The following is a 16,568-nucleotide window of genomic DNA, read 5'->3' on the forward strand; positions in this document are numbered from 1 at the left end:
CGATCGTGGAGAGTGAAGTCATGTTCGGCCGACAGGCATGCAAAGCGTGAAATGACGGATTTGCAAAACCTGCCTTTGCCAGCCGAAGCATCAAAGCTGCGATAGTGGGGTATCTCTGTGTTTGCTCAACGAAGCCGATATTGCGGCCCCAAAGCTCTTCTCGGGATGATCGCCAAAACGCGCAAGCATGATGGCAGCCCCCGTTGTGCCGATCCGGCCGGCGACAGGCATGCCGCTTGGCTGCATATGCTCACCGAATTGATGGAGTTCGATATTTTCCCGATACCCGGGGCCGCTGACGCGGACCAGATTGCGGGAGGTGGACTGAGAGAATTCGGAAGACATGACGTCCTCCTTTCATTGGGGCCAGGGCGCGGGAATCCCGAAGCAGCAGTGCCCTTTATATAGCTGCTGAGGTTGCTATCATGCGCCGGACTTGCGCCAAACGCAATGTGGCAGGTTGCGAGAAATGCCTTGCTCAAGACATAGTTGACCGGTAGGGATTACCATCGAAATTGGTTGTCGAGCTTCGTTTACACGCCTTTTGCGTTCGAGCTGATCTTTCCTTTCAAAATCGATCTCTTTTGTCGCCGGCATATTGCCGGACGGCGACCTGTGTTCGATTGGAAGGACCATCTTCATGAACAGCGGAATCGTAAAATTTTTCAACACCTCCAAGGGTTTCGGTTTTATCCAGCCCGCCGACGGGTCGACGGACGTGTTCGTCCATATCTCGGCCGTCGAGCGCTCGGGGATGACCTATCTAGCCGAAGGCCAGAAGGTGAGTTTCGATGTCGTGCGGGACAACCGCACCGGCAAGAATGCAGCTGAAAATCTGCAGATCGCTTAAAGCCAAAACCAGCTTCGGGCTCCGGTCACGGATGTACTGGCATGGACCGTAAGCGGTCGGGAGGCACAATTCCTCTCGGCCTTTTGTTATTGAATAATGAAAGAATTTCCATGAAAAAGACGGATGCAGAGCAGCAGGTAAAGCGCGCCCAGCGCCAGGTGGCCAACACCAGCGGCGGCGGCCATCTCGGCGGCACCAACCACGGTCAGGGCTATGACGCCAAGACCTCTTCCGCCAAGGGCAAGGCCGACAAGGGCCGCAAGACCGGCGGCAAGAGCTAACTATCCAGTGATGCGGGCCGAGGGGCACTTCGGCCCGTTCCCGCGGATCGGATCTGTCCGTTCCGGGCAAGCCCGCGTCTTCCAACTTCATGCCAGTGATCGCGCCGTCGGCGCACGGAATTTGGATCACTTGCGCTTGGGAGCGACCGGCCCTTTTTCCGGTTTCTGGGGATGGCCCGGTGCAATGGGATCGCTTGCCGGAAAAGTCTCTTCGAGCGACTCTTCCAGGTAGTCGTCCTGCTCCTTGGCGATATCCTTGGCAGACGTTCCGGGTGAAGGCGCCCCTTTTTTCATTCCCATTTTCGATCTCCCTGGTTGGTCGAACCGGATAATCCTACTCTCGTTTCTTCGAAGGCAGAAGACACGATGGCCTTCTCACGGCTGCTGCGTTTCGGCATGACAAAAGCCTTCCCCATGGCGACGGACGCCATCTCCGATTCTGGCTGATCGGCGGGCGGGCGCCAGCAGTTTCGAATTATCGCTCCGATTGACGAAGATCATGGCTCGGGCCGGTGCCGATCCTAGACTTTCCTCCATAGGGCCGATCAAGGCCTCATGCAGAGGAGACAGACAATGTCGTTCAAGACAGTGCTCGCAATGATCGCCAATACGGATCCGACAGCCGATCTCGCGCGCGCCATCGAGATTGCGATCGAACTCGAAGCCCACCTGTCCGTCGTCGTCATCGGCCTTGCCGTGCCGGCAACCATAGGCGATTTTCCGGCCGGCACGGTATGGCTGGACCAGCGTGACGAGGATCTGAGACTGCTCGACGGCATCCGGAAACAGGCGGAAAGCGCCTGCAAGACGAATGGGCTGTCGTTCGATGCTGACGTCCTCTATGCGGATAGCGGTTTCGTCAGCGAGGAAATTCATCGCCGCGCACTTTATGCCGATGTGCTGGTGATCGGAGATGGCGTGCGCAGCGACAGCGCGCTCACCCGGCGGATCGTCGATGGCGGCGTGTTCGAAGCGCGGCGTCCCCTCCTGCTGGTTCCGAAGGGCCGCAAGACGACGCTGAAACCGCGTCGGATCCTGCTCGCCTGGAATTCCCGGGCCGAGGCGGCTCAGGCCGCACGCGAGGCGCTGGAGATGATGACCTGGGCCGAAGAGGTGCATGTCGTGCTCGTCGATCCGGACAACTCCTATTGGGTCAGCGGCGGCGAACCCGGCGCCGACGTTGCTACCTACCTCGCACGCCACGGCATAAAGGTCCGCGTCGAACAGCTGGTAAGCGGCGGCCGGCTGGTGGAGGACGTGCTCGAACGGCATGCGCTGGAGATCGACGCCGACCTCATCGTCATGGGCGCCTATGGCCATTCGCGGCTGCGCGAACGGGTCTTCGGCGGGGTGACCGCTTCGATCCTGAAGGAAATCAAGTTCCCGGTGCTGATCGCCCGGTAAGACGTGGACACGGTTTTGCCCCGTCTCCCGTCAGCCGGCGGGAGACGGGGTTTTCGTGTCCGCGTCCTGCCGCAAATAAGGAAGAGATCAGACGGGTCTGCCGCCGCAGGCCGGAACAAAAATCCGCCCCAGGGGAGCAGACCCGAAGGGCGGATCGGAAAGAGTCTGCTCGCCTGCTATCGAGCGGGCTGCTGCGGAGGCGTTTGTGTGACGACGCCGCCTACGCCGGCAATCCCTGACGCCAGGATGCGTATGGCCTCCTGCTCCGCATCGGAGGCGATCTTGCCAATGATCTCCACGACCGAATCCCGCACCCTGACGTCGATCCTGTCCTTGCCCAGTCCGAGTTCCGCCAGGAGCCGCGTCGCGACGGCGAGTTGCAGCGCATCGTCGCCGCGAGCGATCACATCCGGTGTGGCGATCTCGGTCTTGAGGACATCGCGGCGACTGACGATCCCCACGAGCACCCCATTGTCGAGCACGGGAATACGCTTGACGGCGTGGAGGCGCATCAGCGCGACGATCTCGGCGAGACCGGCTTCAGGCAATACACTGATGACCTTGCGGCTCATGCAGTTCTCGACCTTCAAGCCATGCGTCCTGACGTAGTTTTCGAAGAAGGCCGGATCGGCGTCCGGAGCGGCCTTCGGCGCGAGGTTGAATTCGTGCCGTTTCAGAATGTCTCCTTCGGTGAGCATTCCGCACAGTGTCCCACGATCGTCGATCACGGGCAGGCCGCTTATGTCGTTGTCGATCAACATCTGGATCGCGTGTTTGAGGCCGGTTCCGGGGCTGACGTGAACCACCCGTGTGGTCATCAAGTCTTTGGCAAGCATCCTGCGCTCCTGTGGTTGCGATCATCCGTCGCTTCGTCCCGAGCTTCTCCCATCGCCTCCGCGCCGACCTTGACATAGCGCAATCCCGACGGGTGCGGGCGGTGCTCAGGCCAAGCTCGTTCTACGCAGGCGCCATTTGTCCAATTCGGTGACGACCAGGATCGAGGAGGCGGCAAGCATCATCAACGCCCACTCGGCAAACGAGATCGGCGCGAGATCGAGGGTTTCGCGAAACCAGGGGATATACATTGCCGAAATATGGATGGCCTGGGCAGCGATGACAGTCAGGATCAGCAGCGGGTTGCCGAAAAAATTCAACGAGAAGATCGATCGGCGCTCCGAGCGGCTGGTGAAGGTCTGGACGTTTTCGAACAGCACGAAAAGCAGCAGCAGCAGGTTGCGCGCCTGCGAAATCTCGTAGCCCTGATACAGCAGATAGGAGAAGATCGCGAAACCGCCGCCGCCGATGACCAGCGTCGACTGGACGATCCGTCGGATCATCAAACGGTCGAAGATCGGCTCCTTCGGGCGGCGCGGCGGCCGTGCCAGTTCATCCCCTTCAGGTTTCTCGCCGGCAAGCGCGACATCCTGGATGCCGTTGGTGACGAGATTGAGCCAGAGCAGCTGCACCGGGAGCAGCGGCATGGGCAGCCCGAGCGGGATTGCCAGCAGGAAAAGCAGCATTTCGGCAGCACCCGTCGCGGTGAGCATGAGGATCACCTTGCGGATATTGGAATAAGCGGTGCGGCCTTCGCGGATGCCGCTGACGATTGACGCGAAATTGTCGTCGGTGACGACGATGTCGGCGCTTTCCTTGGCGACTTCTGTTCCCTTGCGGCCCATCGCCACCCCCACATGGGCGTGTTTCAGCGCGGGGGCGTCGTTTATGCCGTCGCCGGTGACGGCCACGAAGTGGCCGTTGCGGGCGAGCGACAGCACGATCGCGAGCTTCTGCGCCGGTGCCACCCGGGCATAGATTCGCGCCCGTCCGGTCAGCTCGTCGAGCGTATCCGGACCGGCTTCCTCGGCCTTGCCGACGTCGGCACCGCTGGTGATCTGATCGGGCAGGAACCGCAACCCAGCCTCCGCGGCGATGGCGGCGGCGGTCTTCGGGTCGTCGCCGGTCACCATCACCACCGTCACACCGGCCGAGTAACAGTCCTGGATCGCTTGCGGAACTTCCGGGCGGATCGGATCCTGCATGCCGGCAAGGCCGAGGAACACCAGGTCGACCAGGTGATGGTAACCAAAGTTCTCGTCCGAACCGCCGCGGATTTCCCCTTCCGCAAACGCGAGCACCCTGAGGCCACGCTCCGCCATCTCCTCCTTCTGCCGAAGGAGCGTCTCGCGGTCGATCGGCACGATGCCGTTGCCGGCGTCCATCCGATCCGCCATGTCGATCAGCGTTTCCGCTGATCCTTTCACGAAAATACGCACCCGCTCGCCCCGGCGATGGAAGGAGGCGGCATATTTGAGGTCCGGCTCATAGGGAATGCGCGCGATCAGCGGGTAATCGTCCTTCATCGCCTCCTGCTCGAGCCCGGCCTTGCGGGCGGCGGCCAGGAGAGCGATATCGACCGTATCGCCGACACCTTTCCAGCCGTCCGCCTGGCGGGTGAGACCACCCTCGTTGGGCAGAACCGCTGCCTTCAGCAGTCTCCCGGCACGTTCACGCGCCTCCGCCGGGCTGAGGTTAGAGCCCCGGATTTCGCAGGTATCGAGATCCATGCCGGCATCGAGCATGAGTTCGCTGCCGTCGGGAAGACGAATATCGGTGACAGTCAGCTCGTTGAGGGTCAGCGTTCCTGTCTTGTCGGTGGCGATCATCGTACAGGAACCGAGCGACTCGACCGCCGGCATGCGGCGGACAATGACGTTACGCCTGGCCATGCGACGCATGCTGATCGCCAGCGCGATCGAGATCGCGATCGGCAGGCCCTCCGGGATGGCGCTGACCGCAAGTCCGACCGACATCATGAACAGGTCGTCCCAGGCAAGCCCGCGAAACAGGCCAACAGCGACGAGGACGGCGGAGGCGATCCCGACGCTCCAGGCGATCATGTTGGAAAAATGCTTCAGCCGGATCATCAGCGGCGGCTGGGTGGTCGACGCCTTGCCGATCTCCGCGGCGATCCTGCCGATTTCGGTCGAAAGGCCGGTCGCAACCACCAGGCCGGTGCCGCGACCGCGCGTGACGAGGCTGCCCGCAAATGCAAGGCCGGATTTCCTGTTCTCGTTCGGCGCCCCTATGGCGGAGAGGGTCTTGCGCGCCGGTGCGGATTCGCCTGTCAGCAGCGACTCGTCGCAGAGCAGGTTATTGGTCTCGAACAGCTCGATGTCGGCCGGGATGCGGCCGCCGGCCTCGATCCGGACGACGTCGCCCGGAACCAGCAGGCGCGCCTCGATCTCCTGGGTGGTCCCGTCGCGGACGACGGTCGCAAACGGCTGTTCAAGACTGCGCAAGGCCGCCGCAGCACGGCCGGCGGAATGTTCCTGGATGCCGCCGATCACGCCGTTCAACACCAGCACGATGCCGATGAACACGGCATCTTCCGCCTCGCTGACCAGAAGCGAGACTGCTGCCGCGATCAGCAGGATATAGATCAGCGGGCTGCGGAATTGCGCGAGGAAGATCAGGAACAGGGACGGCGCCTTGGGCTCGGGAAGGCGATTCTCCCCGAATTGCGCCAGCCGCGCGGCCGCCTCGATGCCGCTCAGCCCCTCGCGGACCATATCGTTCTGCTCGGGTTTACGATGGACGGAGACTGAATTGGCAGGCATAGGCACTCCAAATCAAACTGCACCGCCATCATCGGGGAAACGGGGCGGGGTTCGATCCTAGAGGATAGCCGGTAAAGTTTGCCGGCAATTGATATCTGTCAACGTGGGAGTGTGTGGTGGTCGCTGCGGCGGTCGCGGATGGAGCGATGTCAGCGGCACCAAAGCGGTTGAAAAGCTTTCAGGAGATTTCGAAGAAATTTGGCTGGGGAACCTGGACGATAATCCAACGTTGTCCGCAGCCTTGAAATATCATAACATATTGCCAGGAATGAGCTTATTGGTCTAGAGGTGTTCCGGTTTACTGTTCCGGTAAGCTGCTCCGGGAGCCTTCGATGACCAGACGTTCAAACCTCATCCGACGCGATGGCGGCACATATTACGCGCGGATCTACATCCCTTCAGATCTGCGAGATCAGTTCCCTAGTGAGGACAAAAAGGTCTCGTTGCGGACGAAGGATGAAGCGGTCGCAAAGCGACGGCTCAGCTTCGAACTCCAGAAATGGGACGCTGAGTTTGAAGACATGCGCGCTCGTCGCCATCTCACGGACGAGGATAGAGCCGTTGCGGTCTGGGAGCATTATGAAGCGCGGCTAAATCGAGATACGGAGAAGCGTCGCGCCATGCCGACAGATGCTGATCTCGAGAATGAGGTCGCACGGGTCTGGCAGCGTATCGATCGCGGCGAAATAAGGTCCGATGATCTTGTGGGTATGATCAACGGGTATGCAGACCTAGAGCTGTTGAAACGTGCCCGAGAGGATGACGCAAATCTCCGCGCCCGTCGATTGGCGGCTCTGAGGCGAGATTTGGCCACCGGGAGATATATGCTGGTTGATGAGGAGGTGCGTCAGTTCATAGAGCGGCATCTCTTGCTGGTAGACCACGGATCCGAACAGTTTCGCGAACTTGGCGCCCTGATGATGCGCGCCGACATTGAGGCGCTTGAGCGAACAGTCGAGCGGGATGTCGGCGACTACTCGGGGAGGCCCAAGGACCCGATCGTGAGGCCAGCCTTCGCCAAGCCACGCGAGACGGCGCCGCCTGGGCAATCGATCGCGGAACTCTTTGAGGTTTATGCCCGCGAAAACCCTCGCGGCGTCACAGCCGACACATTGGCTCAGGCTCGCCGCGATATCGGGTTATTCGTAGACCATGTCGGCTCGACATTGCCCGCGTCAAAGATCGACAAGAAAGCTGTTCGAGAGTGGAAGGCACTTCTAATTCGCTATCCCGTTAAGGCTGTTGAGACGAAGGTTTTTGAAGGCATGAAGATCGCCCAGATTGTCACCCACAACGAATCAGTCGGCAAACCGGTCCTGAGCGCGAATACCGTGAATCGTTACCTTTCCAACCTCGCCGCATTCTGCAGCTGGCTGGTTGGGCATGGATACATTGATGACAATCCCACCGAAGGAATGTTTCTGGCGAAAGACAAACGGAAGAAGGTCTATCCGTTTACAGTCGACCAGATGAACGCCCTATTCCGGTCCCCTTTGTTCGCGGGGTGTGCGAGTGATGGTTCACCTCGATTCTGGAACAAGCCGGGGAATGTCAGAATTCGTGACCATCGCTATTGGATACCGTTAATCATGCTTTACTCAGGCGCCCGACCTGGGGAGATTGCACAGCTCAGCCTTGCAGACGTCCGAGAGGAACAGCAGACCTGGATCTTCGACATCACTGAAACCTCGGACGATGGCGATGAGGATATCAAGAGACTGAAGAACGACGGCTCTCGTCGTGTTGTGCCTGTCCACCGAGAGCTAATCAGCCTTGGCTTCCTAGACTACCTCGCAGCAATTCGTGGAGCAGGGCACACGCGAGTCTTTCCGTTAGCAATCCGCAATGATCGCGGTCAGATGTTATCCGACTTTAGCAGGGATTTTGGGCGTTACCTGGAGAAAATCAACCTCAAGAAAGGGAGGGGATTGTCACTTTATTCATTCCGCCACGGCGCCTTTGATGCAATGAGACGTGCCGGCTATCTGGATGAGCAGTTCAATTTTATCTTCGGACACGTCAGCAGCGGTAACCGGGTCACCAAAGGATACGGTGTGTTGACCCAGGGCATGCTTGAGCAGCGGGCCAAGCTGGTCAATGCTATCGAGTACCCTGGCCTTGAGTTGGAACATTTGCAGCTGTGACGATTTGTGGGGTTCGTCCTCAATCACCCCGCAGCAATGGCCGTGGCGGCACCGGCGATCCCCGGCGCAGCCTGTGATTGTCGCACTCAGAAACGCAGCAACGGTTGAACATTGATCCGAACTGGTTCAAGCCTTACAACAATAACCATTTGGAACTTTTGCGGATTCGCGCTTCAGGCCACTGAGTTTATGGAGAGGATCAATGTTCTGCGTTAGTTGTGACGGCCTGACTCTGGTCCGAGAGACCGCTACCCCATGAAAATCATCGACAACACCTCTCAGCTCCTTGGCGATGATCTGAAGGAAACGCTCGGCCGCGGCTCGCGCGTGAAAATCGCAGCATCATGCTTCTCGATCTATGCATATGAGGCCCTGAAGTCCGAGCTTTCAAGAATCGACAACTTGCAGTTCATCTTCACGTCGCCAACATTCGTACCTACGGAAGCGACCGATAAGCTGCGAAAGGAGAAACGCGAGTTCTTCATCCCCAAGCCGGGGCGGGAGAGCAGCCTCTATGGCACCGAGTTCGAGATCCAGCTGCGGAATAAGCTGACGCAGCGAGCGGTGGCGAGGGAATGCGCCGAATGGATTCGCGAAAAGGCTCGGTTCAAGTCCAACGCTACCCAGGCTGCGATGCAGCCGTTTGCGCATGTGGAGACCAACGGGGCCGGCGTTGCGTACATGCCGATCAGCGGCTTCACTGCGGTAGATCTAGGCTATCAGAAGGGTAATGCAGTCTCCAACTTCGTGACACGGATGGACGAGCAGGCACATGCCGGGATCTATCTCCAACTTTTCAATCAAATCTGGAACGATGCTGACAAGTTGAAGGACGTTACCGACGCCGTCTGCGATCACATCGAGTCCGTCTACCAGGAGAACGCGCCCGAGCGTGTCTACTTTCTGATGCTCTACAATATATTCCGCGAGTTCCTTGAGGACATCAATGAGGACGTGCTGCCGAATGACCGAACCGGCTACCAGGAGAGTATCGTCTGGAACAAGCTGTTCAACTATCAGCGGGACGCTGCGACCGGGATCATCAACAAGCTCGAGACATATAACGGCTGTATCCTTGCAGACTCCGTCGGCCTGGGGAAGACCTTCACCGCCCTAGCGGTCGTCAAATATTACGAGCTTCGCAACAAGTCGGTGCTGGTGCTCTGCCCGAAGAAGCTGGCCGACAACTGGCGGAACTATAACAGCAACCTCACCACCAATATCTTCGCCAAGGATCGCTTCAATTATGACGTGCTCTGCCACACCGATCTGTCGCGCACGTCGGGTGAGTCGTTCGGCATTCCGCTGAACCGGGTGAACTGGGGCAATTACGATCTCGTGGTGATCGATGAATCCCACAATTTCCGAAATAACGACGTCTTCAAGGATCGCGAGACCCGTTATCAAAAGCTGATGAACAAGGTCATCCGCGCCGGCGTGAAGACTAAGGTGCTGATGCTCTCGGCAACGCCCGTGAACAACCGCTTCAACGATCTGCGCAACCAGCTCGCACTAGCCTATGAAGGCCAATCGGATGCGCTCAGCAAGAGCCTAAAATCGCAAACCAGCATTGAGGAAATCTTCCGGCGCGCGCAGAAGGCTTTCAACGAATGGTCAGTGCTGCCTCCGGACGAACGGACGGCTGCAACGATTCTAAGGACGCTGGACTTCGACTTCTTCGAGCTGCTCGATGCCGTGACCATCGCGCGGTCGCGCAAGCATATCGAGACATTCTACGACACGAAGGACATCGGCAAATTCCCTCAGCGCCGCAAACCGCTGTCGTTCCACTGCCCGATCACGCAGCGAGCGGATGTGATGGGCTTGAACGAAATCTTCGGACAGTTGTCGGTATTGAAGCTCGCAGTCTATGCTCCGATCAGCTACATCCTGCCAAGCCGGCTCAGGAAGTACGAGGAGATCTACGACACCCAGGTAGAGGGTGGCCGTGGAAAACTTCGGCAGGCTGACCGCGAGCGCAGTCTTCAGGCGCTGATGACCACCAATCTCCTTAAGCGCCTCGAAAGCTCGGTTGCGGCCTTCCGCCTGACTTTGCTTGCTCTGGGCGGCAACATCACGCGGGCGCTTGACGCCATCGCCGAGTACGAGACGACCGGGCGTGGTGAAAGCATCAGCGACCATCTGGAGGATATGAGTGATTTCGACCCGGAAGACGATGACCTCTCCGGGCTCGATGAGTTTACCGTCGGCAAGAAGATGCAGATCAGCCTCGGCGATATGGACTTGCCCTCGTGGAAGCATGATCTCGCGGGGGACCGTGCCCTGATCGACGGCTTGGTTGCGTCCATGCGGAAGGTGGCGCCAGAGGACGATGCCAAGCTTCAGCATCTGCTTTCTTTGCTCAAGCAAAAAATCGAGGAGCCGCTCAATCCCGGCAACCGGAAGGTTATTGTATTCACTGCCTTCGCCGACACCGCGAACTATCTTTATGAAAATCTGGCGCCGTTTGCTGATGGCCTAGGCCTGCATGTGGGCCAGGTCACAGGCTCGAGCTCCCCGAAAACCACGCTCAAAAAGTCCTACGACTTCCAGAGTGTGCTGACGCTGTTCTCACCCCGCTCGAAGGAAAGGTCGGTCGTTCTGCCTCATGAGACAGCCGAACTGGATATCCTGATCGGAACCGATTGCATCTCGGAAGGCCAGAACCTGCAGGATTGCGATTTCCTGGTCAATTACGACATTCACTGGAACCCAGTGAGAATCATCCAGCGCTTCGGTCGTATCGACCGCATAGGTTCGCCCAATGACCAGATCCAGCTCGTCAACTACTGGCCGGACATCACGCTGGACGAATACATCAATCTCAAGGAGCGTGTTGAAAACCGCATGGTGATCGCCGATGTCACCGCGACCGGCGACGACAATGTGCTGACCGCCAAGTCCAGCGATATTGCCTACCGCAAGGAACAACTCAAGCGGATGCAGGAAGAGGTGATCGAGCTGGAAGACGTGAAGGCCGGCATCTCGATTACCGACCTCGGCCTCAACGATTTTCGCATGGACCTGCTTAACTACGTCAAGGAACATGGCGATCTGGAGACGGCGCCGTTCGGCATGCACGCCGTCGTGCCGGCGGCGCACGAGCTTGGGCTGCGGCCCGGCGTGATCTTCGCGTTGAAGAACGTGCATCGTAGCGTCAACATCAACCAGCAGAACAGGCTTCATCCCTTCTACCTCGTTTACATCGATGACGATGGCGAGATTATCGCAGATCATACCGAGGTGAAGCGGCTGCTTGACCTGATCCGCAGCAGTTGCAAGGGTCGCGCCGATCCGATCCCGGATGTCTGCCGCCTCTTCAACGAGCGGACGGAGAACGGTCGTCAGATGGGACGCTATTCCGATCTGCTCAGCCAGGCGATCCGTTCGATGATCGAGGTGAAGGAAGAGAAGGACATCGATAGCCTGTTCAGCGGTGGTCGCACGACCGCCCTGACGCACACGATCAAGGGCCTGGATGATTTCGAGCTAATCGCCTTCCTGCGCGTCGAAGGAGGCCAGCGCATCGAAGGGAGCGTGTCGTGACGCTTTACGACTGGCCCCGCGCCAGTGCCTTCGGACGGGTCATCCCCAAGAACAAGATCTATGAACATGCGGGTGTCAATACCGCGCTCAAGGACCTGTTCGTACGCGAGGTGGACCAGATTATCTGGTCGCACAAGCTGGCACCGGAAACGATCAATCTGCCCGCGACGAAGTCGGTGGCTGAAATCCAGGTGTTTCGGATCACGCAACGGGAAAAAACCCTCAGTACTGAAGCGCTGCGTGCCATCGATCGTGCAATCCCGTTTCCATTGCTTTTCGAACTGTCGCATGGCGGCAAGATCAAGCTCGCCGCTGCTTATAAGCGCCCGAGCGACGCAGACAGCATGAAATGGGTGTTGGGAGACTATTTCGAGAGCGAGTGGCTTCCAGAGGGTGGGCGACGGTCGGCACTGCCCGTGGCGTTGAACATGGGCGCGCTTTACGAGCAGCTCATCAGCCCGTTAGTCGAGGAGCAGACCGCCCGGTTGGTCCCCGGCGCGCAAACCGGCTTTGCGGAGGCCTCGCAGTCGTCATTCGCGGCGCCTGATATGCAGCCACTGTCGCTGGAGACCAAGATCGCCCTGGCGGAGGCGATAAAGGCCACGACCCGCGAGGTCAACCGGATCAAGGCGCGGCTCAGTCGCGAGAGACAGTTCAACAAGCGCGTGGCGATCAATGCCGAGCTGCGCGCTGCCAAGGAAGAGTTGAAAAGATTGAGCGGAGACAGGGATGGCGAAGCCGAATGAATCTTATCAGTTGGTTTTGGTAGAAAGCTATCGCCCAGACAGTACACCTGGTCTGCACGGGGACGTCCACATCCGTCCTCACCACGGACAGGGTTTTCCGACCACAATGCATGTCGAATGTTCGAAGAGCCTAAGCCGCAATTATCCCGTGGGCACTGTGTTCAGGATACGCGCGAAGCTGACCGACCGCGAAGGCTCCGGTGACTTCCTTTACAGCTACTTTGGTTGGAAGTTCGAAGTGGTAGAAATTAGAGAGAAGTGATTCATGGAAAAACTGAAGATGCATAGCCTCGATCTGAGCCAGGATAACATCACCAAGATCCGCGATCTTTTTCCCGGCTGCGTCACCGAGGCGCGCGACGAGGCGACCGGGCAATTGCGTCTCGCCGTGGACTTCGATCAGCTTCGGCAGGAGTTGAGCGATAGCATCGTCGAGGGGCCGCAGGAGCGATATAGGCTGGATTGGCCGGGGAAACGCGAGGCGTTGCTGCTCGCGAACGCACCTGTCGCGAAGACACTGATCCCTGACTACCAAGGCAGCTTGAAATTTGATGAAACAGGGAACCTGTTTATTAATGGGGACAATCTGGAGGCCCTAAAGCTTCTTCAGGCGACTTTTCTAGGTAAAGTCAAGATGATATACATAGATCCTCCCTATAACACGGGAAGTGACTTCATTTACAATGATGATTTTTCCGAATCTTCAGAGGAATATCTTGTGAAGTCAAATCAAAAAATGGATGGCGGGATAAGGTTGGTTGCCAACACGGAAGCAAATGGTCGATTCCACTCCGACTGGCTGACGATGATTTATCCTCGTATAAAGTTGGCGCGAAATTTACTTTCGGATGACGGAGTAATATTTGTCTCAATCAGTGATGAAGAATCGGCCAACATCAGAAGGCTATTGGATGAAGTTTTCGGAGAGCAGAATTTTATCGAGACAATCGCAGTGGAAATGTCCACCACCTCCGGCCCCAAGACTGTTAATGCTCAGCAGGGCACGATTGTGAAAAATGTTGAGTTCGTCCACGTATTCAGGAAAACTGCAGAGTTTGACAAAATACGCCATACTCCGTTGCTGGATGGTATAGCCTCATTCGACACCCATTATACTGTTTGGATGAACGAAGATGGAACACTCAGCACCCTCGCCGACAAGATGATGGACGACGCATTGGTGGGTGCTGATATCCAGCGCTATGGCTTCGGTAGCCGGAATAACTTCAGTATAAATAACATTGATAGGTTGCTGGCGGTCTCAGATGCCGCAAAAGCATTTATCGATAAGAACTTGGGAAAAATTGCACGTGTGGACAGGCCGCCGGTCTCAACAGCAGGCCAATCTACCGAGGTTGGACGTTGGAAAGCCTATGAGGCAGATCACAGAACATATTTCCTGACGACCCTGGCAAACGGAAGCCTTCAGGCATTGATGCCATTGTCTCTGAATTATCGAATGTCAGATGACTATAAACCACGATTTGGAAGAACTGTTATTCGAGGAGACCTATGGAAGGGATTTCACCAAGACATGGGAAACGTCGCCAAAGAGGGCGATATTGCTTTCTCGAACGGAAAGAAGCCGGTTCGATTAATTAAGCAACTTATGAAATGGGCAAATAATACCAAGCACGGTATTGTCCTCGACTTCTTTGCCGGCTCAGGCACGACCGCGCATGCGGTCCTGGAGGCAAATGCAGAAGATGGCTTCAATCGTAAATTCATCTTAGTGCAGTTGGATGAAGTTCCAGATCAGAAATCGGACGCAGCGAAGGAAGGTTACAAATCAATTGCTGCTCTGTCGGCGGAACGTGTCCGCCGTGCCGGGAAGAAAATCCTCGAAAGCGATTGCCACCCCGATTGGAACCGAGACGTGGGCTTCCGGATGCTCAACGTAGATACGTCGAACATGAAGGACGTCTACTACCGGCCAGACCAACTGAAGCAGAGTGACCTCCTAGACATGGTCGACAACGTCAAGGAAGGCCGGACGGCCGAGGACTTGCTGTTCCAGGTTCTGGTCGATTGGGGCGTGGATCTCACTCTGCCAATCCGCCGCGAGACGCTACAGGGCAAGACCGTGTTCTTCGTGGATGACAACGCTCTGGTCGCCTGCTTCGATAAGGGCGTGTCCGAGGATCTGGTCAAGGAACTGGCAAAGCACGAGCCGCTGCGCGTCGTCTTCCGCGACAGCGGTTTCATCTCGGACGCCGTGAAGATCAATGTGGAGCAGATTTTCCGCCAGCTTTCCCCGACCACCGACATCAAAGCGATCTGAGGTCGCGACGATGCATCAAGCCGAACTCGCAACACTGCTCGACCAACTCATCTCGAACTGGGAGAGCGAGGTGGTGGAGTTCAAGCGTGGAAAAGATGCGTTTTCGAGCAGTGAACTCGGTAAATATGTTTCGGCGCTGGCAAACGAGGCCAATCTGCGGGTGCGTGAGCGCGCCTGGTTGGTGTTCGGTGTCGAGGACGAGACACGGGTCGTGGTGGGCACCTCCTACAAGGAGAACCCCGCTCACCTGCAGGCCGATAAGATGCAGATCATCAACGGCACGGGCAGCTTCACGGTTCGTGATATCTATGTGCTGAACCACAAGGACGGCCGGGTCGTTCTTTTCGAGATCCCGGCTGCGCCGCGCGGCATGGCGATCAACTGGAACGGCCACTACTATGGCCGGGCCAATGAGAGCCTTGTGCCGCTGGGTCTCGACAAGCTGGACGAGATACGCGCACAGACGCTTGCTACAGACTGGACGGCTCAAGTTGTCGAAGGGGCCACGCTAGCCGATCTCGATCCGCAGGCGCTAAGAGTCGCGCGCGAGCGTTTCGCTGCCAAGCATGCGAACCGCTCCATTGCAGATGAGATCGCCGGCTGGAGCGATGCGACATTTCTCAACAGGGCAAAGCTGACGCAGGATGGCGCGATGACGCGGGCCGCCCTGCTGTTGCTGGGCAAATCCGAATCTGCCTCGAGGCTCAACCCCCATCCGGTGGAGATGACCTGGAAGCTCGAAGGAGAAGAGCGCGCCTACGAGCACTTTGGCCCGCCCTTCCTGCTGACATCGTCACAGGTCTTCGCCCGTATCCGCAATGTTCAGCTCCGACTTCTGCCGGAAAACGAACTGTTGGCCCACGAGGTGGCGAAATACGATCAAAAGGTCGTCCTGGAAGCGCTACACAACTGCATAGCCCATCAGGACTATGCCCGCCTGGCGCGCGTGATCGTGACGGAGCGACCGGATCGATTAATTATGGAGAATGAGGGTGGTTTCTTCGAAGGGCAGCCCGAGGATTATGTTCTGCACGACCACGTGCCACGGCGCTATCGCAATCCGTTCCTGATTCAGGCAATGACCGAGCTGAACATGATCGACCATATGGGTTACGGCATTCAGGATATCTATCGCCGTCAGCGCCAGCGCTTCTTTCCGTTGCCGGACTACGACCTCAGCGAGCCCAATGTTGTCCGCCTGACCATTCACGGCCGCATTGTCGATGCCGCGTACAGCCAGCTTCTCATGCAACAGACCGGGCTGCCACTGGTAGATGTCCTTGCCCTGGACAGGGTTCAGAAGCAGTTGCCGATCACGGACGATGCGATCCGCCACCTGAAGCAAAAGCATCTGATCGAAGGTCGGAAGCCGAATTTTTTCATATCTGCCAGCGTTGCGAATGCGACTTCGCAGAAGGCTCGTTACATCAGGACGCGGGCGTTTGATGACCACCATTACGAGGAAATGATTGTTGGATTTCTAAGAGAGTTTGGTCAGGCCTCAAGAAAGGAAATCGACGACCTTTTGCGCAATAAGCTCAGCGAAGCGTTGAACGATTCGCAAAAGAAAAGCAAAATAGGCAATCTTTTGAGCGGCTTGAGGATTAAGGGTCGGATCCACAACATCGGATCTAAAGCTGCCCCCGAATGGCGCCTTATGGACTAAACAGTGAACATTTCACGAAAGCGCTACGAGAGC

13 protein-coding genes are annotated in these 16,568 nt (G+C 57.6%); 9 read left to right on the forward strand and 4 right to left on the reverse strand.

Going from position 1 to position 16,568, the window contains the following annotated elements; all coding sequences use genetic code 11:
* Positions 1 to 90 precede the first annotated feature (90 nt).
* A complete protein-coding gene (locus tag LZK81_RS04145) occupies positions 91 to 345 on the reverse strand; it encodes a hypothetical protein (protein WP_046603330.1) in 255 nt (84 codons plus the stop codon).
* Between the two features lie 295 nt (positions 346 to 640).
* Between LZK81_RS04145 and LZK81_RS04150 the strand changes: the two genes are divergently transcribed.
* Together LZK81_RS04150 and LZK81_RS04155 are read left to right on the forward strand one after the other, a co-directional pair.
* A complete protein-coding gene (locus tag LZK81_RS04150; protein ID WP_037085415.1) occupies positions 641 to 850 on the forward strand; it encodes a cold-shock protein in 210 nt (69 codons plus the stop codon).
* Between the two features lie 110 nt (positions 851 to 960).
* Entirely contained in the window at positions 961 to 1,131 is a 171-nt protein-coding gene (locus tag LZK81_RS04155; protein WP_233955270.1) for a hypothetical protein, read from the forward strand.
* A 126-nt stretch (positions 1,132 to 1,257) separates the two neighbouring features.
* Here the strand turns inward: LZK81_RS04155 and LZK81_RS04160 are convergent, their stop codons facing one another.
* Positions 1,258 to 1,431 (reverse strand): hypothetical protein, encoded by a 174-nt coding sequence (locus LZK81_RS04160; RefSeq protein ID WP_233955271.1) that lies wholly within the window; start codon positions 1,429 to 1,431, stop codon positions 1,258 to 1,260.
* Between the two features lie 273 nt (positions 1,432 to 1,704).
* On the opposite strand from LZK81_RS04160, the gene LZK81_RS04165 reads away from it, so the two are divergent.
* Positions 1,705 to 2,535, forward strand: coding sequence for a universal stress protein (locus LZK81_RS04165; protein ID WP_233955272.1), 831 nt, complete (start codon positions 1,705 to 1,707; stop codon positions 2,533 to 2,535).
* 176 nt (positions 2,536 to 2,711) lie between these two features.
* Here the strand turns inward: LZK81_RS04165 and LZK81_RS04170 are convergent, their stop codons facing one another.
* Positions 2,712 to 3,371: a CBS domain-containing protein gene (locus tag LZK81_RS04170; protein WP_233955273.1), complete on the reverse strand. Its 660-nt coding sequence runs from the start codon at positions 3,369 to 3,371 to the stop codon at positions 2,712 to 2,714.
* 105 nt (positions 3,372 to 3,476) lie between these two features.
* Positions 3,477 to 6,152 (reverse strand): cation-translocating P-type ATPase, encoded by a 2,676-nt coding sequence (locus tag LZK81_RS04175; protein ID WP_418936466.1) that lies wholly within the window; start codon positions 6,150 to 6,152, stop codon positions 3,477 to 3,479.
* A gap of 332 nt (positions 6,153 to 6,484) precedes the next feature.
* On the opposite strand from LZK81_RS04175, the gene LZK81_RS04180 reads away from it, so the two are divergent.
* From LZK81_RS04180 to LZK81_RS04205, 6 genes are all read left to right on the forward strand, one after another.
* Positions 6,485 to 8,296, forward strand: coding sequence for a site-specific integrase (locus LZK81_RS04180; protein ID WP_233955274.1), 1,812 nt, complete (start codon positions 6,485 to 6,487; stop codon positions 8,294 to 8,296).
* A gap of 255 nt (positions 8,297 to 8,551) precedes the next feature.
* Positions 8,552 to 11,842: a helicase-related protein gene (locus tag LZK81_RS04185; RefSeq protein ID WP_233955275.1), complete on the forward strand. Its 3,291-nt coding sequence runs from the start codon at positions 8,552 to 8,554 to the stop codon at positions 11,840 to 11,842.
* Positions 11,839 to 12,588 (forward strand): DUF4391 domain-containing protein, encoded by a 750-nt coding sequence (locus LZK81_RS04190; protein WP_233955276.1) that lies wholly within the window; start codon positions 11,839 to 11,841, stop codon positions 12,586 to 12,588. The genes LZK81_RS04185 and LZK81_RS04190 overlap by 4 nt, the downstream gene beginning before the upstream one ends.
* Positions 12,572 to 12,850, forward strand: a complete 279-nt coding sequence (locus LZK81_RS04195) for a hypothetical protein (protein WP_233955277.1) — start codon at positions 12,572 to 12,574, stop codon at positions 12,848 to 12,850. Before LZK81_RS04190 ends, LZK81_RS04195 begins: the two co-directional genes overlap by 17 nt.
* A gap of 3 nt (positions 12,851 to 12,853) precedes the next feature.
* A complete protein-coding gene (locus tag LZK81_RS04200) occupies positions 12,854 to 14,869 on the forward strand; it encodes a site-specific DNA-methyltransferase (RefSeq protein ID WP_233955278.1) in 2,016 nt (671 codons plus the stop codon).
* A gap of 10 nt (positions 14,870 to 14,879) precedes the next feature.
* On the forward strand, positions 14,880 to 16,535 hold the full coding sequence (locus tag LZK81_RS04205; RefSeq protein ID WP_233955279.1) for an RNA-binding domain-containing protein: 1,656 nt from the start codon (positions 14,880 to 14,882) through the stop codon (positions 16,533 to 16,535).
* Positions 16,536 to 16,568: the final 33 nt, after the last annotated feature.

It is taken from the genome of Neorhizobium galegae (assembly GCF_021391675.1).
In the GTDB taxonomy this organism is placed as follows: Bacteria; Pseudomonadota; Alphaproteobacteria; order Rhizobiales; family Rhizobiaceae; genus Neorhizobium; species Neorhizobium galegae_B.

What these genes read in the sequence shown, in the direction of transcription:
- LZK81_RS04180 (WP_233955274.1), top strand. Translation starts at nt 6,485, where the DNA reads ATGACCAGACGTTCAAACCTCATCCGACGCGATGGCGGCACATATTAC.
- LZK81_RS04195 (WP_233955277.1), top strand. Translation starts at nt 12,572, where the DNA reads ATGGCGAAGCCGAATGAATCTTATCAGTTGGTTTTGGTAGAAAGCTAT.
- LZK81_RS04160 (WP_233955271.1), bottom strand. Translation starts at nt 1,431, where the DNA reads ATGGGAATGAAAAAAGGGGCGCCTTCACCCGGAACGTCTGCCAAGGAT.
- LZK81_RS04150 (WP_037085415.1), top strand. Translation starts at nt 641, where the DNA reads ATGAACAGCGGAATCGTAAAATTTTTCAACACCTCCAAGGGTTTCGGT.
- LZK81_RS04200 (WP_233955278.1), top strand. Translation starts at nt 12,854, where the DNA reads ATGGAAAAACTGAAGATGCATAGCCTCGATCTGAGCCAGGATAACATC.
- LZK81_RS04175 (WP_418936466.1), bottom strand. Translation starts at nt 6,152, where the DNA reads ATGCCTGCCAATTCAGTCTCCGTCCATCGTAAACCCGAGCAGAACGAT.
- LZK81_RS04185 (WP_233955275.1), top strand. Translation starts at nt 8,552, where the DNA reads ATGAAAATCATCGACAACACCTCTCAGCTCCTTGGCGATGATCTGAAG.
- LZK81_RS04155 (WP_233955270.1), top strand. Translation starts at nt 961, where the DNA reads ATGAAAAAGACGGATGCAGAGCAGCAGGTAAAGCGCGCCCAGCGCCAG.
- LZK81_RS04205 (WP_233955279.1), top strand. Translation starts at nt 14,880, where the DNA reads ATGCATCAAGCCGAACTCGCAACACTGCTCGACCAACTCATCTCGAAC.
- LZK81_RS04170 (WP_233955273.1), bottom strand. Translation starts at nt 3,371, where the DNA reads ATGCTTGCCAAAGACTTGATGACCACACGGGTGGTTCACGTCAGCCCC.
- LZK81_RS04165 (WP_233955272.1), top strand. Translation starts at nt 1,705, where the DNA reads ATGTCGTTCAAGACAGTGCTCGCAATGATCGCCAATACGGATCCGACA.
- LZK81_RS04145 (WP_046603330.1), bottom strand. Translation starts at nt 345, where the DNA reads ATGTCTTCCGAATTCTCTCAGTCCACCTCCCGCAATCTGGTCCGCGTC.